This is a genomic window from Acidovorax bellezanensis, from assembly GCF_025421555.1.
GTDB classification, from domain to species: domain Bacteria; phylum Pseudomonadota; class Gammaproteobacteria; order Burkholderiales; family Burkholderiaceae_C; genus Comamonas; species Comamonas bellezanensis.
The window spans coordinates 278171-296558 of sequence record NZ_JAODYH010000007.1 but is presented as its reverse complement, the minus strand read 5'-3'; the positions used below and the strand labels follow the sequence as shown (position 1 = coordinate 296558).

At 65.1% G+C, this 18388-nt stretch carries 13 protein-coding genes and 1 pseudogene; 9 read left to right on the top strand and 5 right to left on the bottom strand.

Annotated elements, in window-relative coordinates; translation table 11 throughout:
* Positions 1-39: 39 nt before the first annotated feature.
* Positions 40-1485, top strand: coding sequence for an exodeoxyribonuclease I (gene sbcB / locus N0K08_RS15355; RefSeq protein WP_261501262.1), 1446 nt, complete (start codon positions 40-42; stop codon positions 1483-1485).
* A gap of 121 nt (positions 1486-1606) precedes the next feature.
* On the opposite strand, the gene N0K08_RS15350 is transcribed toward sbcB, so the two are convergent.
* Positions 1607-2842, bottom strand: a complete 1236-nt coding sequence (locus N0K08_RS15350; RefSeq protein WP_261501261.1) for a nucleoside recognition domain-containing protein — start codon at positions 2840-2842, stop codon at positions 1607-1609.
* 262 nt (positions 2843-3104) lie between these two features.
* On the opposite strand from N0K08_RS15350, the pseudogene N0K08_RS23255 reads away from it, so the two are divergent.
* A pseudogene (locus N0K08_RS23255) lies at positions 3105-5426 on the top strand (putative bifunctional diguanylate cyclase/phosphodiesterase).
* 10 nt (positions 5427-5436) lie between these two features.
* Positions 5437-6327, top strand: a complete 891-nt coding sequence (locus N0K08_RS15340; RefSeq protein ID WP_261501260.1) for a phosphate/phosphite/phosphonate ABC transporter substrate-binding protein — start codon at positions 5437-5439, stop codon at positions 6325-6327.
* On the opposite strand, the gene N0K08_RS15335 is transcribed toward N0K08_RS15340, so the two are convergent.
* Positions 6314-7489, bottom strand: a complete 1176-nt coding sequence (locus N0K08_RS15335; RefSeq protein ID WP_261501259.1) for a PQQ-dependent sugar dehydrogenase — start codon at positions 7487-7489, stop codon at positions 6314-6316. The two genes, N0K08_RS15340 and N0K08_RS15335, sit on opposite strands and share 14 nt — an antisense overlap.
* Before the next feature lie 162 nt (positions 7490-7651).
* On the opposite strand from N0K08_RS15335, the gene N0K08_RS15330 reads away from it, so the two are divergent.
* Positions 7652-8356 (top strand): YebC/PmpR family DNA-binding transcriptional regulator, encoded by a 705-nt coding sequence (locus N0K08_RS15330; protein ID WP_261501258.1) that lies wholly within the window; start codon positions 7652-7654, stop codon positions 8354-8356.
* A 245-nt stretch (positions 8357-8601) separates the two neighbouring features.
* Here N0K08_RS15330 and upp read toward each other — a convergent pair whose 3' ends face one another.
* On the bottom strand, positions 8602-9231 hold the full coding sequence (upp, locus tag N0K08_RS15325; protein WP_261501257.1) for a uracil phosphoribosyltransferase: 630 nt from the start codon (positions 9229-9231) through the stop codon (positions 8602-8604).
* 44 nt (positions 9232-9275) lie between these two features.
* Positions 9276-10250: a threo-3-hydroxy-L-aspartate ammonia-lyase gene (locus tag N0K08_RS15320; protein WP_261501256.1), complete on the bottom strand. Its 975-nt coding sequence runs from the start codon at positions 10248-10250 to the stop codon at positions 9276-9278.
* 527 nt (positions 10251-10777) lie between these two features.
* Here N0K08_RS15320 and N0K08_RS15315 point away from each other — a divergent pair.
* Together N0K08_RS15315 and N0K08_RS15310 are read left to right on the top strand one after the other, a co-directional pair.
* On the top strand, positions 10778-11566 hold the full coding sequence (locus N0K08_RS15315; protein ID WP_261501255.1) for a c-type cytochrome: 789 nt from the start codon (positions 10778-10780) through the stop codon (positions 11564-11566).
* Between the two features lie 81 nt (positions 11567-11647).
* Positions 11648-13435, top strand: coding sequence for a pyrroloquinoline quinone-dependent dehydrogenase (locus tag N0K08_RS15310; protein WP_261501254.1), 1788 nt, complete (start codon positions 11648-11650; stop codon positions 13433-13435).
* Positions 13436-13674: 239 nt separating this feature from the next.
* Here the strand turns inward: N0K08_RS15310 and N0K08_RS15305 are convergent, their stop codons facing one another.
* Complete coding sequence (locus N0K08_RS15305) at positions 13675-15189, bottom strand: DUF853 domain-containing protein (RefSeq protein ID WP_261501253.1); 1515 nt, start codon at positions 15187-15189, stop codon at positions 13675-13677.
* A gap of 79 nt (positions 15190-15268) precedes the next feature.
* Between N0K08_RS15305 and N0K08_RS15300 the strand changes: the two genes are divergently transcribed.
* The 3 genes from N0K08_RS15300 to hemF are packed head-to-tail and all read left to right on the top strand — an operon-like array spanning position 15269 to position 18223.
* Positions 15269-15988, top strand: a complete 720-nt coding sequence (locus N0K08_RS15300) for a YebC/PmpR family DNA-binding transcriptional regulator (RefSeq protein ID WP_261501252.1) — start codon at positions 15269-15271, stop codon at positions 15986-15988.
* Positions 15988-17271, top strand: a complete 1284-nt coding sequence (gene purD / locus N0K08_RS15295; protein ID WP_261501251.1) for a phosphoribosylamine--glycine ligase — start codon at positions 15988-15990, stop codon at positions 17269-17271. The genes N0K08_RS15300 and purD overlap by 1 nt, the downstream gene beginning before the upstream one ends.
* Entirely contained in the window at positions 17222-18223 is a 1002-nt protein-coding gene (gene hemF, locus N0K08_RS15290) for an oxygen-dependent coproporphyrinogen oxidase (RefSeq protein ID WP_408642960.1), read from the top strand. Before purD ends, hemF begins: the two co-directional genes overlap by 50 nt.
* Positions 18224-18388: the final 165 nt, after the last annotated feature.

The following is an 18388-nucleotide window of genomic DNA, read 5'->3' as shown; positions in this document are numbered from 1 at the left end:
CGCCCACTTGGGCGGCCAATTCCCGGGCATACTGCGGCGATGGCTAATACCACGTTCTACTGGCACGACTACGAAACTTTCGGTGCCCAACCCCGCTATGACCGACCGGCCCAGTTCGCTGGCATCCGCACGGACATGGAACTCAATGAAATCGGCGAACCGCTGGCGCTGTACTGCCAGCCGTCCCACGACTACCTGCCGGACCCGCAATCCTGTCTGATCACCGGCATCACGCCGCAGCAGTGCGTGGCCCAGGGCGTGCCCGAGCATGAATTCGCCGCGCGCATCGAAGAGGAAATGGCAAGCCCCGGCACCGTCGGTGTGGGCTACAACACCATCCGCTTCGATGACGAGATCACGCGCTTCATGTTCTGGCGCAACCTGATGGACCCGTACGCGCGCGAATGGCAAAACGGCTGCGGCCGCTGGGACCTGCTCGACGTGGCCCGCATGGTCTATGCGCTGCGCCCCGAGGGCATCGTCTGGCCGCGCAAGGAAGACGGCACGGTCAGCTTCAAGCTCGAAGATCTGGCCCGCGCCAACGGCCTGGCGCACGAGCAGGCCCATGATGCCGTCAGCGACGTGCGCGCCACCATCGCCCTGGCGCGCTTGATTCGCAAGCACCAGCCACGGCTGTTCGACTTTGCGTTCAGCCTGCACAAGAAAGACCGCGTGCTCCAGGAACTGGGCCTGCCGGCCGTGGCCGCCCACGCCAAGCCATTCCTGCACGTCGCGGGCATGTTCGGCGCGGCACGCGGCTGCATTGCCGTGATGTGGCCGCTGGCCACGCATCCGACGAACAAGAACGAAATCCTGGCCTGGGACCTGTCCGCGGACCCGTCCGAGCTGGCCACGCTCAATGCCGAGACCTTGCGCCTGCGCATGTTCACGCGCTCGGCCGATCTGCCCGAAGGCGTGACGCGCCTGCCGATCAAGAGCATCCACATCAACAAGTCGCCGATGGTGGTCGGCAGCCTCAAGACCCTGAGCCCGGCCATGGCCGAGCAATGGGGCATAGACATGGCGCAGTGCCTGGAGCATGCAGCCGTGGCGCGCGACCTGCCCGACATGAGCGCGCTATGGAAGCAGGTCTTCCAGCGCCCGGCTGCCAGCACGCCCGTCGATCCCGACCAGGACTTGTATGGCGGCTTTGTCGGCAACGAAGACCGGCGCCGGCTCAACCACCTGCGCTCCTTGGCTCCGCTGGAGCTGGCCATGGACCGCACGGGTTTTGACGATCCCCGCCTGGCCGAGCTGGTGTTCCGCTACCGCGCGCGCAACTTCCCCGACACCTTGTCGACCGAAGAGCAGGAGCGCTGGAAGACCCACTGCGCGGACTGCCTGCTCGACGGCAAGGGCGGCGCACGCACGGCCGAACGCATGTTTGGCGAGATAGACCTGCTGTCGGAAACGGTGGACGAGCGCGGCGAGGAAATCCTTGGCGCGCTGTATGACTATGCTGCGGCGATAGTGCCGGAGAACTGACCCCCCCCCTGAGCCGCTGCGCGGCTTCCCCCCAGGGGGGACGACACCGTCGCTGCGGGGCGGCCCTTGCTCGGTGTCCCCTTGCTGGGGCGCGCCAGTTGCTCAGGTCGATGGGCTTCTTTTACATCGTCCCAAAGAACTGGTAGCAGACCGCGATCGCCGCGACCACGCCGGCCAGTTCGGCCAGGAGGGCGCAGCCTACGGCGTGGCGGGCGCGCTGTATGCCTACGGCGCCGAAATATACGGCCAGCACGTAGAAGGTGGTTTCGGTGCTGCCCTGGATGGTGGCCGCGGCCAGGGCGGCGAAGCTGTCCACGCCCTGGCTTTGCATGGTCTCGATCAGCATGGCACGGGCCGCGCTGCCGGAAAACGGCTTGACCAGGGCCGTGGGCAGGGCGTCGACAAAGCGCGCGTCCCAGCCGCCCGCATCGACCAGCCAGCGTATGGCCGACAGCACATACTCGAGCGCGCCCGACGCGCGGAACACGCCCACGGCGCACAGCATGGCCACCAGGTAGGGCAGCAGGCCCTTGGCGACGTCAAAGCCTTCCTTGGCGCCTTCGATGAAGTGGTCGTACACCGGCAGCTTGCGCCAGGCGCCCAGGCCGACGAACAGCACGATCAGCCCGAACAAAGTCAGATTGCCCAGCAGCGAGGACAGGCTGGCCAGCGCCGCCGCGCTGAGCGTGGTCAGCAAGGCCATGAAACCGCCCAGCACCAGGGCTGTCGGCAGCAGGTAGGCCAGCACCACGGGATGCCACAGCGGCAGGCGCTGCATGACGGCGACCGTGAGCAGCCCGACCAGGGTGGACGCCGACGTGGCCAGCAAGATCGGCAGGAAGACCAGCGTCGGGTCGGGTGCGCCTTGCTGCATGCGGTACATGAAGATGGTGACCGGCAGCAGCGTCAGCGACGAGGCATTGAGCACCAGGAACAGGATTTGCGCGTTGCTGGCCGTGTCGGGACGCGGGTTGAGCGTTTGCAGCTCGCGCATGGCCTTGAGGCCCATGGGCGTGGCTGCATTGTCCAGCCCCAGGGCGTTGGCCGCGAAGTTCAGCGTGATCAGGCCCAGGGCCGGATGGCCGCGCGGCACTTCGGGCATGAGCTTGGCAAACAGCGGGCCCAGCGCGCGCGCCAGCCACTGCACCACGCCGGCTTTCTCGGCGATGCGCAAAAAGCCCAGCCACAGCGTCAGCGTGCCGAACAGCAGCACCATCACTTCCACCGATAGCCGGGCCATGGAAAACAAGGCCTGGACCATGCTGGCGAACACCTGGCTGTTGCCGCCCAGCAGCCACTGGGCCAGCGCTGCAATGGCGCCTATGACGAAAAAACCCAGCCACAAGGCATTGAGCATGGAAAAATTCCCTGGAATGTGAAAGCGCCGAGGCGTTGTTTGGCCGCTATTGTGGCGCCAGCGCCGCGGCCTGGCGGCGTGTGACAGCCGAAGTGGGAGATATGTCACAAAACGCGGTGGGTAATTGTCACGCGGCTGTCTTGCTGCTTTTGCATCATGCGCTGATGTGTTTTGCCGTCTCTGCTCAGTGATCTCCCTGCTGCCCCGTTGTTCGGTCTTTGCTTCGTTGTCTCGCCAACGGCTGTCCTCCATTTCATTGCGCATGGGGTGGCGCGGCATGCGCCTGGCCTGCATAGGCAGCGCCTTGCTGGTGCTGGGCCTGGTCTGGTGGCTGGCCTGGCAAAGCCTGCAGGCCGAGCGCCAGCAGCTGGAAGTGAGCACGGCGCAGCTGCAGTCCAGCCTGGCGGCCGTGGTCGCCGAGAACCTGGTGCAGGTGGTCAACAAAGGCCAGTTGATGGCCCTGGCCGCCTCCGGCACGCTGGCCGGCCATGTGCGGGGGCCGCAGGAGGTGCACCGGCGGCTGTCGTCCATGCTGGAGGCCGAGCACAGCTTTGCGCGCTATCTGTTGCTGGACGCGGCACTGCGGCCTATCGATGCCTCCTATCCGCAGACCGACAGCGAACGGGCACTGTTGATCGCCGCCATGCGCCGGTCGCTGCAAGCCGCGCCGCGCGGATCGCCCCTGTTGCTGCCGCGTGACCTGGGCGTCGGCCATCCCGACATGTGGCAGTTGCCGCTGGTCTATGCCTTGCCGTCGGAGCAGTCCGGTGCGGAGCCGGGCGGCTATTTGCTGCTGATGCTGGATCTGGGCTATTTCCTGAACCTGTACCGCGACGTGGAGATGGGCGTGGGCAGCGCCGTCCTGCTGCTGGATGCGCAAGGCCATCCGCTGGCCGAGTTGGGCGCCCAGGGGCTGACCATGCCCTTGCCCGACAGCCGCCCGCTTTCGCTGGCGCAGATGGCCGGCAACAGCGGCTCGACGTTCGCCGCGCTGCCGCCCAGCGGCTCCCCGCACCAGCTCAGCTGGCGGCGCAATGTCCGCTCGCCGTTCACCGTGGTCGCCAGCCGCGATCTGCGCTGGGTCCACGGCCAGAACCAGCAGGACAGCCGCAAGGTCTGGACCTTGCTGGGCGTGCTGAGCGCGTGCATGCTGCTGGCGGTGGCGGGCATGCTGCGCGTGCTGCGGCGCCAGGAAGGCCTGTTCACCGCGCTGAGCCTGGCCAACCGCGACAAGCACATGCTCATCGACCAGCTGGAGCAGGAAAAATCCAAGGCGCTGGAGCTGGCCGCGAACGACCATCTCACCGGTCTGCACAACCGCCGCATGTTCAATGAACTGGTGGCCAGCCACCTGGCGCTGGCGCGCCGCAGCCGCAAGTTCTATGCGCTGATGTACCTGGACCTGGACCGCTTCAAGGCCATCAACGACACACTGGGCCACCATGTGGGCGACCTGCTGCTGCAGGCCGTGGGCCAGCGCCTGCGCGAGCTGCTGCGCAGCTCCGACATCATCGCGCGCATGGGCGGCGACGAGTTCGCGGTGCTGGTCACCGGCATGGATGCCATGGCCGACATGGATGCGCTGGCCGCCAAGCTGGTGCACCAGTTGAGCCAGCCTTACGAAGGCCTGGAAGGCCACAGCCTGCAGGTCAGCCCCAGCATTGGCGTGGCGTTTTTCCCGCGCGACGGCCATGACGTGACGCTGCTGTGCCGGCATGCCGACGCCGCCATGTATGCCAGCAAGCGCGCGGGGCGCGGGCGCTTCACTTATTACGATGCCACGGCCAGCGCCGACAGCGCGCGCCTTTATGCGCTGGAACGCCAACTGCCCCGGGCCGTCGCGGAGCAGCAACTGGTGCTGCATTTCCAGCCCAAGGTGCGCTTGTCCGACTGCCGCATCATGGGCTTCGAGGCGCTGGTGCGCTGGCAGCACCCCGAATACGGCCTGCTTTATCCCGGCGAGTTCATCGCCTCGGCCGAAGCCACGGGCGCGATCCGCGCCTTGGGTGACTGGGTGCTGCAGTCCTGCTGCCAGCAGGCGGCTGCCTGGCGCATGCAGGGGCTGGAGCCGGTGCCGATTGCGTTCAATGTCTCGCCGGTGCAACTGCGCGACAGCGCGTTCGCCGAGCGCCTGGCGATGCATATCGCGCATTACGGCATCAAGGCCAGTGACTTGAGCATGGAGATCACCGAAAGCTGCCTGCTAGAACCCCGGGCGCTGGCGCTGAGCGTGCTGGCCGAGGTGTAGGCCATGGGCGTATCGATAGGGCTCGATGATTTCGGCACTGGCTTTTCCAGCCTGAGCCAGATCAAGGACCTGCCCATAGACACCATCAAGCTCGATCGCTCCTTCGTCAACGACATTCGCAGCAGCAGCGAAGCCGGGGTGATCGTGACTTCGGTCATCACCTTGGCGCACAACCTCAAGATGCGCGTGGTGGCCGAAGGCGTGGAGCTGATGGACCAGCTGGTGTACCTCAAGACCGCGGGCTGTGATGAGGCCCAGGGCTATTTCCTCAGCCGCCCGGTGGGCGCGCACATCGCCGAAAAGCTGCTGCGCGCGGTTTTTCTGCACCCCGCCTGAGCGCTGAGCCATGCACCGGGTTGAAGACGCGGCCGCAGACCGGCGCCAGACCATGGCCCGGCTGCTGGGCGCCTGCGGCTGGCTGGCCGGTTCGCAGGCGCGGGCCTCGGGCTGCGAGCTGCCGCCGCGCTTGCGCCTGGCCTTCATTCCCAAAAGCCGCCAGGCCGTGGAGGAAGCCGCCTACGGCCTGCTGGCCCAGGCCCTGGCCGAGGCGCTGGCCATGCCCGTAGACCTGGTGGCCGTGGCTTCCTATTCGGCCGTGGTGCAGGGCTTGCAGGCCGGCCATATCGACGTGGCCGAGCTGGGGCCGGCGACCTATGTGCAGATGCTGCAGGGCGGCGCCGTGGCCCGGCCTTTCGCGGCCATGGTCCGGGAAGGCGAAGTCCTGACGCGCTATCACTCGCTGCTGGTGGTGCGCAGTGCGTCGCGCAAGCGGCGCTGGGCGGACTTGCAGGGCGCGACGCTGAACTTGGTGGACCCGGCCAGCACTTCCGGGGCGCTGCTGCCCCGGAAGGCGGTGCTGGCGCATACCGGCCAGGCACTGGAAGTGTTTTTCTCGCGCGTGAGCTATGCCGGTTCGCACACCCGGGCCCTGGAAGCCGTGCGCAGCGGGCGCGTGGACGCGGCCTTTGTGTCCAGCCAGAGCCTGGCAACGGCGCTGCTGCACAAGAGCCTGGCGCCGGGCGAGTTGCGGACCCTGTGGGTTTCGCCGCCGTTGCCCACCGATCCGCTGGTGCTGCGCAAGACGCTGTGCCCGGCGCTGCAGGCCCGGCTGGGCGCGGTCTTCTTGCGTCAGCAGGCGCTGCTGCGGCCGGCCTTGCGGGCGCTGGGCATGCAGGGCGTGGTGGCGGTGGACGAGCGCGATTACGCGGGCGTGGCGGCCTTGCTCAGCGGGCCGTGAGCTGCACGCGCATCAACTGCCCGTTGCGCTCATCGGTCAGCAGGTAGAGCCAGCCGTCGGGGCCCTGGCGCACATCGCGCACGCGCTGGCCGAGCTGCGGCAGCAACAGGTGTCGCTGGGTGATGCGACCGTCCTGCACGCTCAAACGTTCGAGCATGCGGCTTTTGAGCGCCCCTACAATCATCTGCCCTTTCCAGGATGCGCCATAGCGGTCGCTGGTGATGAAGGCCATGCCCGACGGGGCGATGGACGGCACCCAGTAATGCACGGGTGGCTCCATGCCGGCCTGGGAGGTCAGGCCCTTGCCTATGGGGCCGCCGCCGTAGTTCTCGCCATAGGTGACCACCGGCCAGCCATAGTTTTTGCCTGGAGCGGGGCGGTTGACTTCGTCGCCGCCCTGCGGGCCGTGCTCATGCACCCACAACTGGCCGTCGGGGGCCAGGGCCGCGCCCTGGGGGTTGCGGTGGCCCCAGCTCCAGATTTCCGGCAAGGCATCCTGCCGTCCGACCAAGGGGTTGTCGGCGGGCACCGCACCGTCCTTGCCCACGCGCACCACCTTGCCGAAGTGACTGCGCAGGTTCTGCGCTTCTTCCTTGGCGCTGGAGCGCTCGCCCAGGGCCAGGAACAGCGTGCCGTCGGGCCGGCCGTGCACCAGGCGTTCGGCGATGCGGCAGCCGAAATGCAGCCGGCTGGCGAATTTGGGCTGCTGCGAAAAAATCACCTGCACGGCTTCCAGGCGCGTGGCGTCGGCGGACAGCCGCGCGCGTGCCAGGGCCGTGCTGTTGACCGCGCTGTTGCCGCCTTCGCCGGCCTCGCTGTAGCAGAAATACAGCGTACGGTTGCGCGCGAAGTCGCTGTCCAGCAGCACATCGAGCAGTCCGCCCTGGCCGCCGGCCGCGATGCCCGGCAGCCCGGCCAGCGGCGCCCGCAGACGACCGTCGGCTTCCACGATGCGCATGCGGCCTGGCCGTTCCGTGACCAGATAGCGGCCGTCGGGCAGAAAGGCCAGGGCCCAGGGATGCTCCAGGCCGCTGGCGACGGTGACGGCCTGTGCAACGGGTGCACCGGCAGCCTCGGGCGTCACGCCCAGCGGCTGGGACTGCGCGCTGCCAAGGGCGGTGAGAGCAGCCAGGGCGAAGAAAATCGAACGGGTTGAGAGCATGGCAAGGCTTTCCAAACAAAGGTGCGGCAGCGCTCAGCATAGCGCCGGTGAAAAAAGAATCCCCGTCCTGGAAGTCGGGCTGGCGCCGAAGGTGTATAACTTCCTCCCTTTGGGGTGCGTGTGCCTGGGAGCATGCGTGCCTGTCACACGAAGGAACTATTCATGGGCGCGCAGTGGAAATCAAAGGGCAAGGCGCAGGTCGCCGATGCCAAGGGCAAGCTGTTTGGCAAGCTGGCCAAGGAAATCATGGTCGCCGCACGCGGCGGTGCCGACCCGGCTGCCAACTCCAAGCTGCGTCTGGTGGTCGAGCAGGCCCGCAAGGTGTCCATGCCCAAGGACACGCTGGAGCGCGCCATCAAGAAGGGCGCGGGCCTGACGGGTGAAGTCGTCAATTTCGAGCATGTGATCTACGAAGGCTATGCGCCGCACCGCGTGCCGGTGATGGTCGAGTGCCTGACGGACAACGTCAACCGCACGGCCCCCGAAATGCGCGTGGCTTTCCGCAAGGGCCAGATGAGCGCCGTGGCTTGGGACTTTGACTACGTGGGCATGATCGAAGCCGAGCCGTCGCAGGCCGGTGCCGATGCCGAAGTGGCCGCCATCGAAGCCGGTGCGCAGGACTTCGAAGCCGGTGATGCCGAAGGCAGCACGCTGTTCCTGACCGATCCCACCGATCTGGACCTGGTCAGCAAGGCGCTGCCCGCACAAGGCTTCACCGTGCTGTCCGCCAAGCTCGGCTACAAGGCCAAGACGCCCATCAGCGCCTCCAGCCTGAGCGCCGAGCAGCTCGAAGAAGTGCAGGCCTTCCTGGCCGGCATCGACGACAACGACGACGTGCAGAACATGTTCGTAGGTTTGGTGGATTAACACCGCCGCAGGCCCGCGCAAAGCCGGCCAGCGCAACCCGCCCATTGATCCAGGCCCTGGACCAATGGGCTTTTTTGTTTCTAAGGCAAACCCCGCATGAGCGGTTTCAGGCACAGGGCCCTGCGTTTGATACCGGCGTGCCCCAGCAAGGAGGCAGCGAGCAAGCGCCGCCGCGCAGCGAGGCTGCCGTCCCCCTCCACCGAAGGATGAGAGGGGGAAGCGACGAAGTCGCTCAGGGGGTGCGATTATTTCGTGCCGAAGATCCGGTCGCCCGCGTCGCCCAGGCCTGGCAGGATGTAGCCGTGGTCGTTGAGTTCACGGTCGATGGCGGCCGTGTAGATCGGCACGTCGGGGTGGGCCTTCTGCATGGTGGCGATGCCTTCAGGCGCGGCCAGCAGGCACATGAACTTGATCGACTTGGGCTTGAGCTGCTTGAGGCGCTCCACGGCGGCCGCGGCCGAGTTGCCCGTGGCCAGCATGGGGTCGACGACGATGATGTCGCGCTCTTCCATTTCCGCGGGCATCTTGAAGTAGTACTCGACGGGCTGCAGCGTCTTGGGGTCGCGGTACAGGCCGATGTGGCCTATGCGCGCACCGGGCACGACGTTGAGCATGCCGTCCAGAAAGCCGTTGCCGGCGCGCAGGATGGACACCAGCACCAGCTTCTTGCCGTCGATCGCCTTGCCAATCATGGTTTCCATGGGCGTTTCGATTTCGACGTCCTGCAGGGGCATGTCGCGCGTGATTTCATAGGCCATCAAGGTGCTGAGTTCGCCGAGCATGCGGCGAAAGCTGTTGGTGCTGGCCTCTTTGCGGCGCATCAGCGTGAGCTTGTGCTGGACCAGCGGGTGGTCGATGAGATGGACTTGGCTCATATAGGTCTGTCGTTGACTAGGGGAAATAGGGGAGGGCGGGCTCGTCAGTCCGCCAGAAAACTGGCGTAGCGCTGCAAATCGACGTTGCCGCCACTGATGATGACGCCGACGCGGGCACCTGCCAGAGCAATGCCGCCGTGCAAGGCCCCGGCGAATGCCAGGGCGCCAGTGGGTTCGACCACGATTTTCATGCGTTCTGCAAAAAAGCGCAGCGCCTGCACCAGTTGTTCGTCTGAAACCGTAAGAATATCTTCGACCGCCGGTTGGATCAGTGCGAAGGGGATTTCTCCCAGCGACTGGGACTGTGCGCCATCGGCAATCGTGTGCGGCGTGGGAATGCGCACCAGCGCGCCGCTGCGCAGCGATTGCTGGCCGTCGTTGCCGGTTTCCGGCTCCACGCCATAGACCTTGCACTGGGGCGCCAGGGCTTGCGCCGCCAGCAGGCTGCCCGAAAGCAGGCCGCCGCCGCCCAGGCAGACGAACAGATAGTCCAGGTTCGGTACTTCCTCGAACAGCTCCTTGGCGGCCGTGCCCTGGCCGGCAATCACGTCGAAGTGGTCGAACGGCGGAATCAAGGTCATGCCGCGCTGCTGGGCGAGTTGGGCGCTGATGGCTTCGCGGTCTTCCGTGAAGCGGTTGTAAGTGACGACCTGCGCGCCATATTCGCGCGTGGCTGCCATCTTGGAGGCCGGCGCGTCTTCGGGCATGACGATGACGGCAGGCATCTCCAGCAAGCGCGCGGACAGTGCAATCGCCTGGGCATGGTTGCCCGAGGAAAACGCCAGTACGCCGCCTTTGCGCTGCTCGGGGGAGAACTGCGACAAGGCGTTGTAGGCCCCGCGGAACTTGAACGCGCCCATGCGCTGCTGATTCTCACATTTGAAAAACAGCTGCGCGTTCAACTGGGCATCGATGGTGCGCGACCGGGCCACGGGCGTGCGGTGGGCGAGGCCTTCCAGGCGCCGGGCTGCGGCCTGTACGTCGGCATAGGTGGGGAGGGTGAGTGCGTTGGATGGCATATGCGGCGTTGGTGCGGGCTGGGAGGCGGTGGTGACCATCATAGCGAGGCCCCCAGACCCGCAGGCGCAAAGTCAAAGCTGCATGCGCACCCGGCAATGGCTCGAATGCAGCCATCAAGCGCCCCGACCTCCGCAAAAACGACCCAAGTCGAGCTCCAGTACGTAACAAATAGTAACGTTACTTGTGTTTCACAGTTTTCACAAATTACTGAAAACTGAACAAAGTCTTGTAGAAGACATGGATGCCAATGAATCGCATTTACATTCTTTCCCGACTTTGCCTGTGTAAAGGACACTTGCATGGCGCCTGAAAGAAGATGATGAAAGATAGTGGCAAAAATTTGTGAAATCGTGATTTTTGCTGCGCGTTTACGGTGCTTGCTCCTGGCTGGGCTTCATGCGTACAGGGTCTTGTCAAGTCAACAAGGGTGTGACCCTGTTGATTTGCGTGTCTTTTTCTGTGTATGAAATTTATGCAACGATAAGTACACATTTGTACGTTCAACCACGAAAAGAGCTCAACAATCATGTACGTGAAGACCCTGGTGGCAGCCCTGTCGGCTGCTGCGTTCATGGCGCCTGCCAGCCTGCTGGCACAGCCCTCCAACAATTTCACCCTGATCCAGGGCAAGACCCTGGCGATGGGCAAACTGGTGGCTGCCGCCGATGGCCAGACGGCCTACACGTTGCTGACCGATTCCCAGAAGAGCGACGAAAAGGCCGCGGCGTTGGCTGCATGCGACAAGGCTTGCCTGTCGCAGTTCACGCCTGTGAAGGCACTGAGCGCCAAGCCCCAGGGCTGGTTGCTGGCCCAGGGCCTGGTCGGCGCTGTCAAGCGGGCTGACGGCACGCTGCAAGCCACGTTCAACGGCCACGCGCTGTACACCTTCGCCGGCGACAAGGCCGCGGGCGATGTGAACGGCCAGGGCTTCAACCAGGTGGCCTACGCGGTCACGACCGTCGGCAAGATCAACACTTCCGCGCCCAAGGTCGCGCAGGCTGCTGCCGCCGTGAAAACCGTGGCTCCCGTGGACGCTGCCCAGTTCGAACTGGGCAAGGACAAGTACGCCGCGACCTGCGCCGGCTGCCACGGCCCGAACGGCGAAGGTGCGTTCGGCGCGCCTTTGAAGGGCAACAAGATGATCGGCAACGACGAAGCCTTCATCAAGCAGATCCTGGTCGGCAGCGGCGACATGCCCAGCTTTGCACCCATGCTCGCGGACGCCGATGTGGCCGCGATCGCCACCTTCGCACGCAACGCCTGGGGCAACAAGCTCGGCGGCGTCACCGTGGACCAAGTCAAGAAACTGCGCTGAGTCGCTATCCCTGCAGCGCCGGCCGCGGCCTGCGCTCGGGATGCCTCACGCCTTTCCACCCATTTGACGGAATTTGCATTCATGAATTTCAAGACCCTCGCCCTGGCTGCTGCGATCAGCGCCACTCTCGTGCCAGCAGCACATGCCGACATGGCCGCCTACCGCCCCGTGACGGACGCCAACGTGCTCAACCCCGAAGCCGGTGAATGGCTGATGTGGCGCCGCACGGTCGACAACCAGGCCTACAGCCCGCTCGAACAGGTCAACGCCAAGAACGTGGGCGAACTGCGCATGGAATGGTCGTGGTCGCTGCCCGTGGGCGGCCTGACCGAAGTCGCTCCCCTGGTGCGTGACGGCGTGATGTTTGTCGGCATGAACCGCGCTGTGGTGCAAGCCCTGGACGCCACCAATGGCAACCTGATCTGGGAATACAAGCACAAGAACCCCGAGTGGACCGGCGGCTACCATGCCAGCCAGGCCGATCGCCAGCGCAACAATATCGTGCTGTACAAGGATAAGGTCTACCTGACCACGCCCGACGCCAAGATCGTGGCCCTGGACGCCAAGACCGGCAAGTCGCTGTGGGAAAGCCAGGTTGCCGACTGGAAGAAGGGCTTCAGCTACACCGCTGGCGCCATGGTCGTCAACGGCCTGATCTACACCGGCATGTCGGGCTGCTCGATCGCCGACACCGGCGGTGGCTGCTTCATCATGGCCCACGACGCCGAGACCGGCAAGGAAGTCTGGCGCGTCAACACGCTGTCCGACAAGACCCGCAAGGAAGTGGAAGCTTCGTGGAACGGCATTCCTCCCGAAAACCGCTACGGCGGCTCGGCCTGGATCACCGGCGCCTACGATGCCAAGCGCGACACCCTGTTCTGGGGCGTGGGCATGCCCATCCCTTGGGCCGAGTCCGTGCGCGGTACGACCGGCGGCGCGACGCTGTACACGAACTCGACGCTGGCCATCGACGCCAAGACCGGCAAGGTCAAGTGGTACTACCAGCATCTGGGCCGTGACGACTGGGATCTGGACAGCGTCTTCGAACGCGTGCTGGTCGAGTCGGAAATCGCTCCCGAAGCCAAGGAAGTGCGCTACATGAGCACCAAGGTCAAGCCGGGCAAGAAGTACGACGTCATCGTGACGGTTCCCGGCAAGTACGGCACGGCTTTCGTGCTGGACCGCGATTCGGGCGACCTGCTGTGGGCGCGTGACACCGCATTCCAGAACGTGATCAAGGGCTTCACCAAGGATGGCAAGACCATCCCCAACGCCGACCTGATCTCCAAGACCATCGACCAGACCGTGCACGTCTGCGGCGGCCGCTCGCTGGGCAAGCTGTGGCAAGCCGGCGCGTACAGCCCCAAGACCAACTCGTTCTACTTCCCCATGGCCGAATCGTGCCGTGACCTGACGCCCAATCCCGGTGAATATGTCACTGGCGGCGCGCTGGGCTTCCAGAAGTCGGGCCCTGCAAAGGCAGCTCCCGGCGAGACCAACACAGGCCGTTTCTACGCGTTCAACGTGAAGACCAGCAAGATGGAATGGGTCAAGAAGCAGGCCGCGCTGTTCACTTCGTCGGCGCTGACCACGGCGGGCGACCTGGTGTTCGTGGGCGACAGCATGCGCAACTTCACAGCGTTCGAGCAAGCTTCGGGCAAGCAGTTGTGGAACAGCAAGCTCAACACTTCGGTGTCGGGCAATCCCATGACCTATAGCGTCAACGGCAAGCAATACATCGCCATCACGACGGGCCCCCACGCCCAGACGCCTACGGCCGTGGCCGTGAACCCCGAGCTGAAGAACGTCAACGACAGCGGCCACTCGCTGTTCGTGTTCGCGCTGCCTGACGCCAAGGCTGCGAAGTAAGAAAAGCGGCAGCGCCGGCGAGGCCCAACGGCCGACCGGCGTGCATAAAAAACCCCGCCGACAGCGATGTCGGCGGGGTTTTTGTCATCTGGGCGCTTCAACACGGCGCAAGAGGAGGGCACTGCTAGACGCAGCAGAGCGCCCGAGAAGATCCCTCCGCCGCCGCCGGGCCGCCCCAAGGCGGCGGCCGGCCCCCTCGGGGGGGCAGCGGCTACGCGAAGCGAGCAAGCGTGGGGGCCTTACTTCTTCCCCATGATCCCCCCCAGCACCCCGCGCAGGATTTGCCGGCCCAGCGAGCTGCCCATGGTGCGCATCGTGGACTTGGCCATGGTCTGTACCAGGCCGTCGTGCTTGGCGCCGCGCGGGCCGGTGGTGCCGAACAGCAGGTCGTTGAGGCCGGTCATCATGCTCGAGCCCTGGGGCTGGTCGGCGGGTTGAGCGCCGGGCAGGCTGCCGGGGGCGGTCTGGGCGGCCTGCCCGGTGCGCTGCTTGAGAATTTCGTAGGCCGACTCGCGGTCTTCGGGCTTGTCGTAGACGCCGGCCACCAGGGAGGACTGCATCAAGGCCTGGCGCTGGGCGGCGGTGATAGGGCCGATCTGGCTGCCCGGCGGGATCACGTAGACGCGTTCGGTGACGCTGGGCCGGCCTTTTTCATCGAGGAAGCTGATCAGCGCTTCGCCCACGGCCAGCTCGGTGATGGCGCTTTCTATGTCCAGGCCGGGCTTCTGGCGCATGGTGGTCGCCGTGGCCTTGACGGCCTTCTGGTCGCGCGGCGTGAAGGCGCGCAGCGCGTGCTGCACGCGGTTGCCCAACTGGGCCAGCACGCTGTCGGGAATGTCCAGCGGGTTCTGGGTGACGAAGTACACGCCCACGCCTTTGGAACGCACCAGTCGCACGACCAGTTCGATGCGTTCGAGCAACACCTTGGGGGCGTCGGCGAACAACAGGTGGGCTTCGTCGAAGAAGAACACCAGCTTGGGTTTCTCGGGGTCGCCGATTTCGGGCAATTGCTCGAACAGCTCGGACAGCATCCACAGCAGGAAGGTGGAGTACAGCCGGGGCGCATTCATCAGCTTGTCGGCGGACAGGATGTTGATCACGCCCTTGCCACCGGCATCGGTCTGCATCAGGTCCTGGATGTTGAGCATGGGCTCGCCGAAGAACTGCTCGCCGCCCTGGCTTTCAATCTGCAGCAGGCCGCGCTGTATGGCGCCTACGCTGGCGGCGCTGATGTTGCCGTATTCTGTGGTGAATTGCTTGGCGTTGTCGCCCACATACTGCAGCATGGCGCGCAGGTCCTTGAGGTCGAGCAGCAACAGGCCGTTGTCGTCGGCGATCTTGAAGACCAGGTTGAGCACGCCCATTTGCGTCTCGTTGAGCGCCAGCATGCGGCCCAGCAGCAGCGGGCCCATGTCCGAGACGGTGGCGCGCACGGGGTGGCCCAGCTCGCCGAATACGTCCCACAGCGTGCTCGGGCAGGCCATGGGCTCGGGCAGGGCGATGCCGCGGTCCTTGAGCGAGGCAGCGAGCTTGTCGCCTATGCTGCCGGTCTGGCTGATGCCGGCGAGGTCGCCCTTGACGTCGGCCATGAAGACCGGAACGCCGATTTGGGAGAAGCTTTCGGCCAATTTCTGCAAGGTCACGGTCTTGCCGGTGCCGGTGGCGCCGGTGATCAAACCATGACGATTGGCCAGTGCGGGCAACAGTGCGCATTCTGTGGCAGAGTGCTGAGCGATCAGGAGCGGTGGGGCCATATCGGGTTTCCTCGGGGGCTGCGTGCTGTCAAAAGTAAAATCGCCACCAGTAGATTAAATCAATACCAAAGGACTTCCTGTGGCAGGACACAGCAAATGGGCAAACATCCAGCACCGTAAAGGTCGCCAGGATGAAAAACGGGGCCGGATCTGGACCCGTATCATTCGCGAAATCATGGTGGCGGCGCGCGCCGGCGGCGGCGATCTGGATGCCAACCCCCGGCTGCGCCTGGCGGTTGAAAAGGCCAAGGCTGCCAATATGCCCGCAGACAACATCAAGCGCAACATCGACAAGGCCACGGGCAACCTCGAAGGCGTGAACTACGAGGAAATCCGCTACGAAGGCTACGGCATTGGCGGCGCGGCGATCATTGTCGACACCATGACCGACAACCGCGTGCGCACGGTGGCCGATGTGCGCCATGCGTTCAGCAAATACGGTGGCAACATGGGCACCGAAGGCTCGGTGGCCTTCCAGTTCAAGCACTGCGGTCAGATTGTTTTTGCCCCGGGCACCCCGGAAGACCAGGTCATGGAAGTGGCTCTGGAAGCGGGTGCCGAAGACGTGGTCAGCGACGAGGAGGGTGCCATCGAGGTGCTGACTTCGCCGGCTGATTTTGAAGCTGTGCGCAACGCACTGGAAGCCGCGGGCCTCAAGCCCGATATGGCCGAAGTGACGATGCGCCCTGAAAATACCGTCGCCCTCGAAGGCGATGACGCGACCCGCATGCAAAAGCTGCTGGACATGATCGAAGACCTGGATGACGTTCAAGACGTCTACCACAACGCAGACCTGTGATGAAAATTCTTGTGATTGGCGGCGGAGGCCGTGAGCACGCCTTGGCGTGGAAACTGGCGCAATCGCCCAAGTCCACCAAGGTGTATGTTGCCCCGGGCAATGGTGGTACGGCGTTGGCGGGCGGCAAGCTCGAAAACCTGGCCCTGACCGATGTGGTCGCCCTGCGCGAATGGGCGCAGGCGGAAAAAGTGGGGCTGACCGTGGTCGGCCCCGAAGCACCGCTGGCCGCTGGCGTGGTCGATGAATTCCGCGCCCATGGCCTGCGGGTCTTCGGCCCGACCAAGGCCGCAGCCCAGCTGGAGAGCTCCAAGGCCTTCTCCAAGGCCTTCATGGCACGCCACAACATCCCCACGGCGGCCTACGACACCTTCACCGACCCGGTGCTGGCCCATGCCTACATCGACCGCCTGGGCGCGCCCATCGTGGTCAAGGCCGACGGTCTGGCCGCCGGCAAGGGCGTGGTCGTGGCACTGACGGCCCAGGAAGCCCACGATGCCGTGGACTTCATGCTGGTCGACAACAAGTACGGCGTGAGCCACAACGACGGCGGCGCCCGTGTGGTGATCGAGGAATTCCTCGAAGGCGAGGAAGCCAGCTTCATCGTGCTGTGCGACGGCAAGAACGTGCTGGCGCTGGCCACCAGCCAGGACCACAAGCGTCTCAAGGACGGCGACGAAGGCCCGAACACCGGCGGCATGGGCGCTTACTCGCCCGCCCCCGTGGTCACGGCCGACGTGCACGCCCGTGCCATGCGCGAAATCATCCTGCCGACCATCCGCGGCATGGAACGCGACGGCATCCCGTTCACGGGCTTCCTCTACGCCGGTCTGATGATCGATCCCACGGGCCATGTGAAGACGCTGGAATTCAACTGCCGCATGGGTGATCCTGAAACCCAGCCCATCATGATGCGCCTCAAGAGCGATCTGGTGGACGTGATGAGCGCGGCCGTGGACGGCAAGCTCGACCAGGTCGAACTCGAATGGGACCGCCGCACGGCCCTGGGCGTGGTGATGGCGGCCTTTGGCTACCCTGAAGCGCCGCGCAAGGGTGACGTGATCACCGGCCTGCCGGCTGAAGCCGATGACGCCATGGTCTTCCATGCCGGCACTGAACTCGTCGATGGCGTGCCCCAGGTCACCGGTGGCCGCGTGCTGTGCGTGACCGCGCTGGCCGACAGCGTCAAGCAGGCCCAGGTGCGCGTCTATGACGTGGCGCGCAGCATCCATTTCGATGGCATGCAGTACCGCCGCGACATCGGCTTTCGCGCCATCAAGAGCTGAGGTGCGGCCTGTGGATGCAATCACCGAGACGCCTGCCAGCGTGGAGAATGTGCGCGCCTATCTGACAGGCCTGCAGGACGCGATCTGCGCGGCGCTGGAAGCCGTTGAAGGCGAGGGCGGCGGCCGCTTCCTGGCCGATGCCTGGCACAAGGGCCCGCAGGAGCGCCTGCAGGGCGAAGGCGTCACGCGCATCATGGAAGGCGGGCGCGTGTTCGAGCGCGCCGGCTGCGGCTTCTCGCATGTGCGTGGAGCGCAATTGCCGCCTTCGGCCACCCAGCACCGCCCCGAGCTCGCCGGTGCGCCGTTCGAGGCCATGGGCGTGTCGCTGGTGTTTCACCCGCGCAATCCCTATGTGCCTACGGTGCACATGAATGTGCGCATGATTTCCGCGGGCCATCCCGGCCAGGAACCGGTCTGCTGGTTCGGCGGCGGCATGGACTTGACGCCATGCTACGGCTTTGAAGAAGACGCCCAGGGCTTTCACCGCAGCTGCAGCGATGCGCTGGCGCCGTTTGGCGCCGACCTCTATCCGCGTTTCAAGACCTGGTGCGACGAGTATTTCTTTCTCAAGCACCGCAACGAGCAGCGCGGCGTGGGCGGCATCTTCTTCGACGATTTCAGCGAATTCGCGCAGCCACGCAGCTTTGCCATGCTGCGTTCCGTGGGCGATGCCTTGCTCAAGGCCTATCTGCCCATCGTGGAACGCCGCAAGGACATGGCCTATGGCGAGCGTGAAGTGGCGTTCCAGCGCTATCGGCGCGGCCGCTACGTCGAGTTCAACCTGGTCTGGGACCGCGGCACGCATTTCGGCCTGCAGTCGGGAGGGCGCACCGAGTCCATCCTGCTGTCCATGCCTCCGCATGCCTGCTGGAGCTACCAGCGCGAAGACGCGCCCGGCACGCCCGAAGCGCTTTTGGCGCAGGATTTCCTGGTCCGGCGCGACTGGCTGTGAAGCCTTGCAAGGATGAAAAACGGGCGCTGGCGCCGGTTTTTCATCCGCCTATGCCCGCCTTTGTAACGGGCTTGATTTGCGCGCAGCGGGGTTATGCTGCAAAAAACTATAATTTAGATAGCTGTCCGCGTGAATGCGGTACGCACATCATTCCAAAAACAATGC

Coding starts and splice junctions, on each gene's coding strand:
- sbcB (WP_261501262.1), top strand. CDS start 40: ATGGCTAATACCACGTTCTACTGGCACGACTACGAAACTTTCGGTGCC.
- N0K08_RS15350 (WP_261501261.1), bottom strand. CDS start 2,842: ATGCTCAATGCCTTGTGGCTGGGTTTTTTCGTCATAGGCGCCATTGCA.
- N0K08_RS15340 (WP_261501260.1), top strand. CDS start 5,437: ATGCACCGGGTTGAAGACGCGGCCGCAGACCGGCGCCAGACCATGGCC.
- N0K08_RS15335 (WP_261501259.1), bottom strand. CDS start 7,489: ATGCTCTCAACCCGTTCGATTTTCTTCGCCCTGGCTGCTCTCACCGCC.
- N0K08_RS15330 (WP_261501258.1), top strand. CDS start 7,652: ATGGGCGCGCAGTGGAAATCAAAGGGCAAGGCGCAGGTCGCCGATGCC.
- upp (WP_261501257.1), bottom strand. CDS start 9,231: ATGAGCCAAGTCCATCTCATCGACCACCCGCTGGTCCAGCACAAGCTC.
- N0K08_RS15320 (WP_261501256.1), bottom strand. CDS start 10,250: ATGCCATCCAACGCACTCACCCTCCCCACCTATGCCGACGTACAGGCC.
- N0K08_RS15315 (WP_261501255.1), top strand. CDS start 10,778: ATGTACGTGAAGACCCTGGTGGCAGCCCTGTCGGCTGCTGCGTTCATG.
- N0K08_RS15310 (WP_261501254.1), top strand. CDS start 11,648: ATGAATTTCAAGACCCTCGCCCTGGCTGCTGCGATCAGCGCCACTCTC.
- N0K08_RS15305 (WP_261501253.1), bottom strand. CDS start 15,189: ATGGCCCCACCGCTCCTGATCGCTCAGCACTCTGCCACAGAATGCGCA.
- purD (WP_261501251.1), top strand. CDS start 15,988: ATGAAAATTCTTGTGATTGGCGGCGGAGGCCGTGAGCACGCCTTGGCG.
- hemF (WP_408642960.1), top strand. CDS start 17,222: ATGGCATGCAGTACCGCCGCGACATCGGCTTTCGCGCCATCAAGAGCT.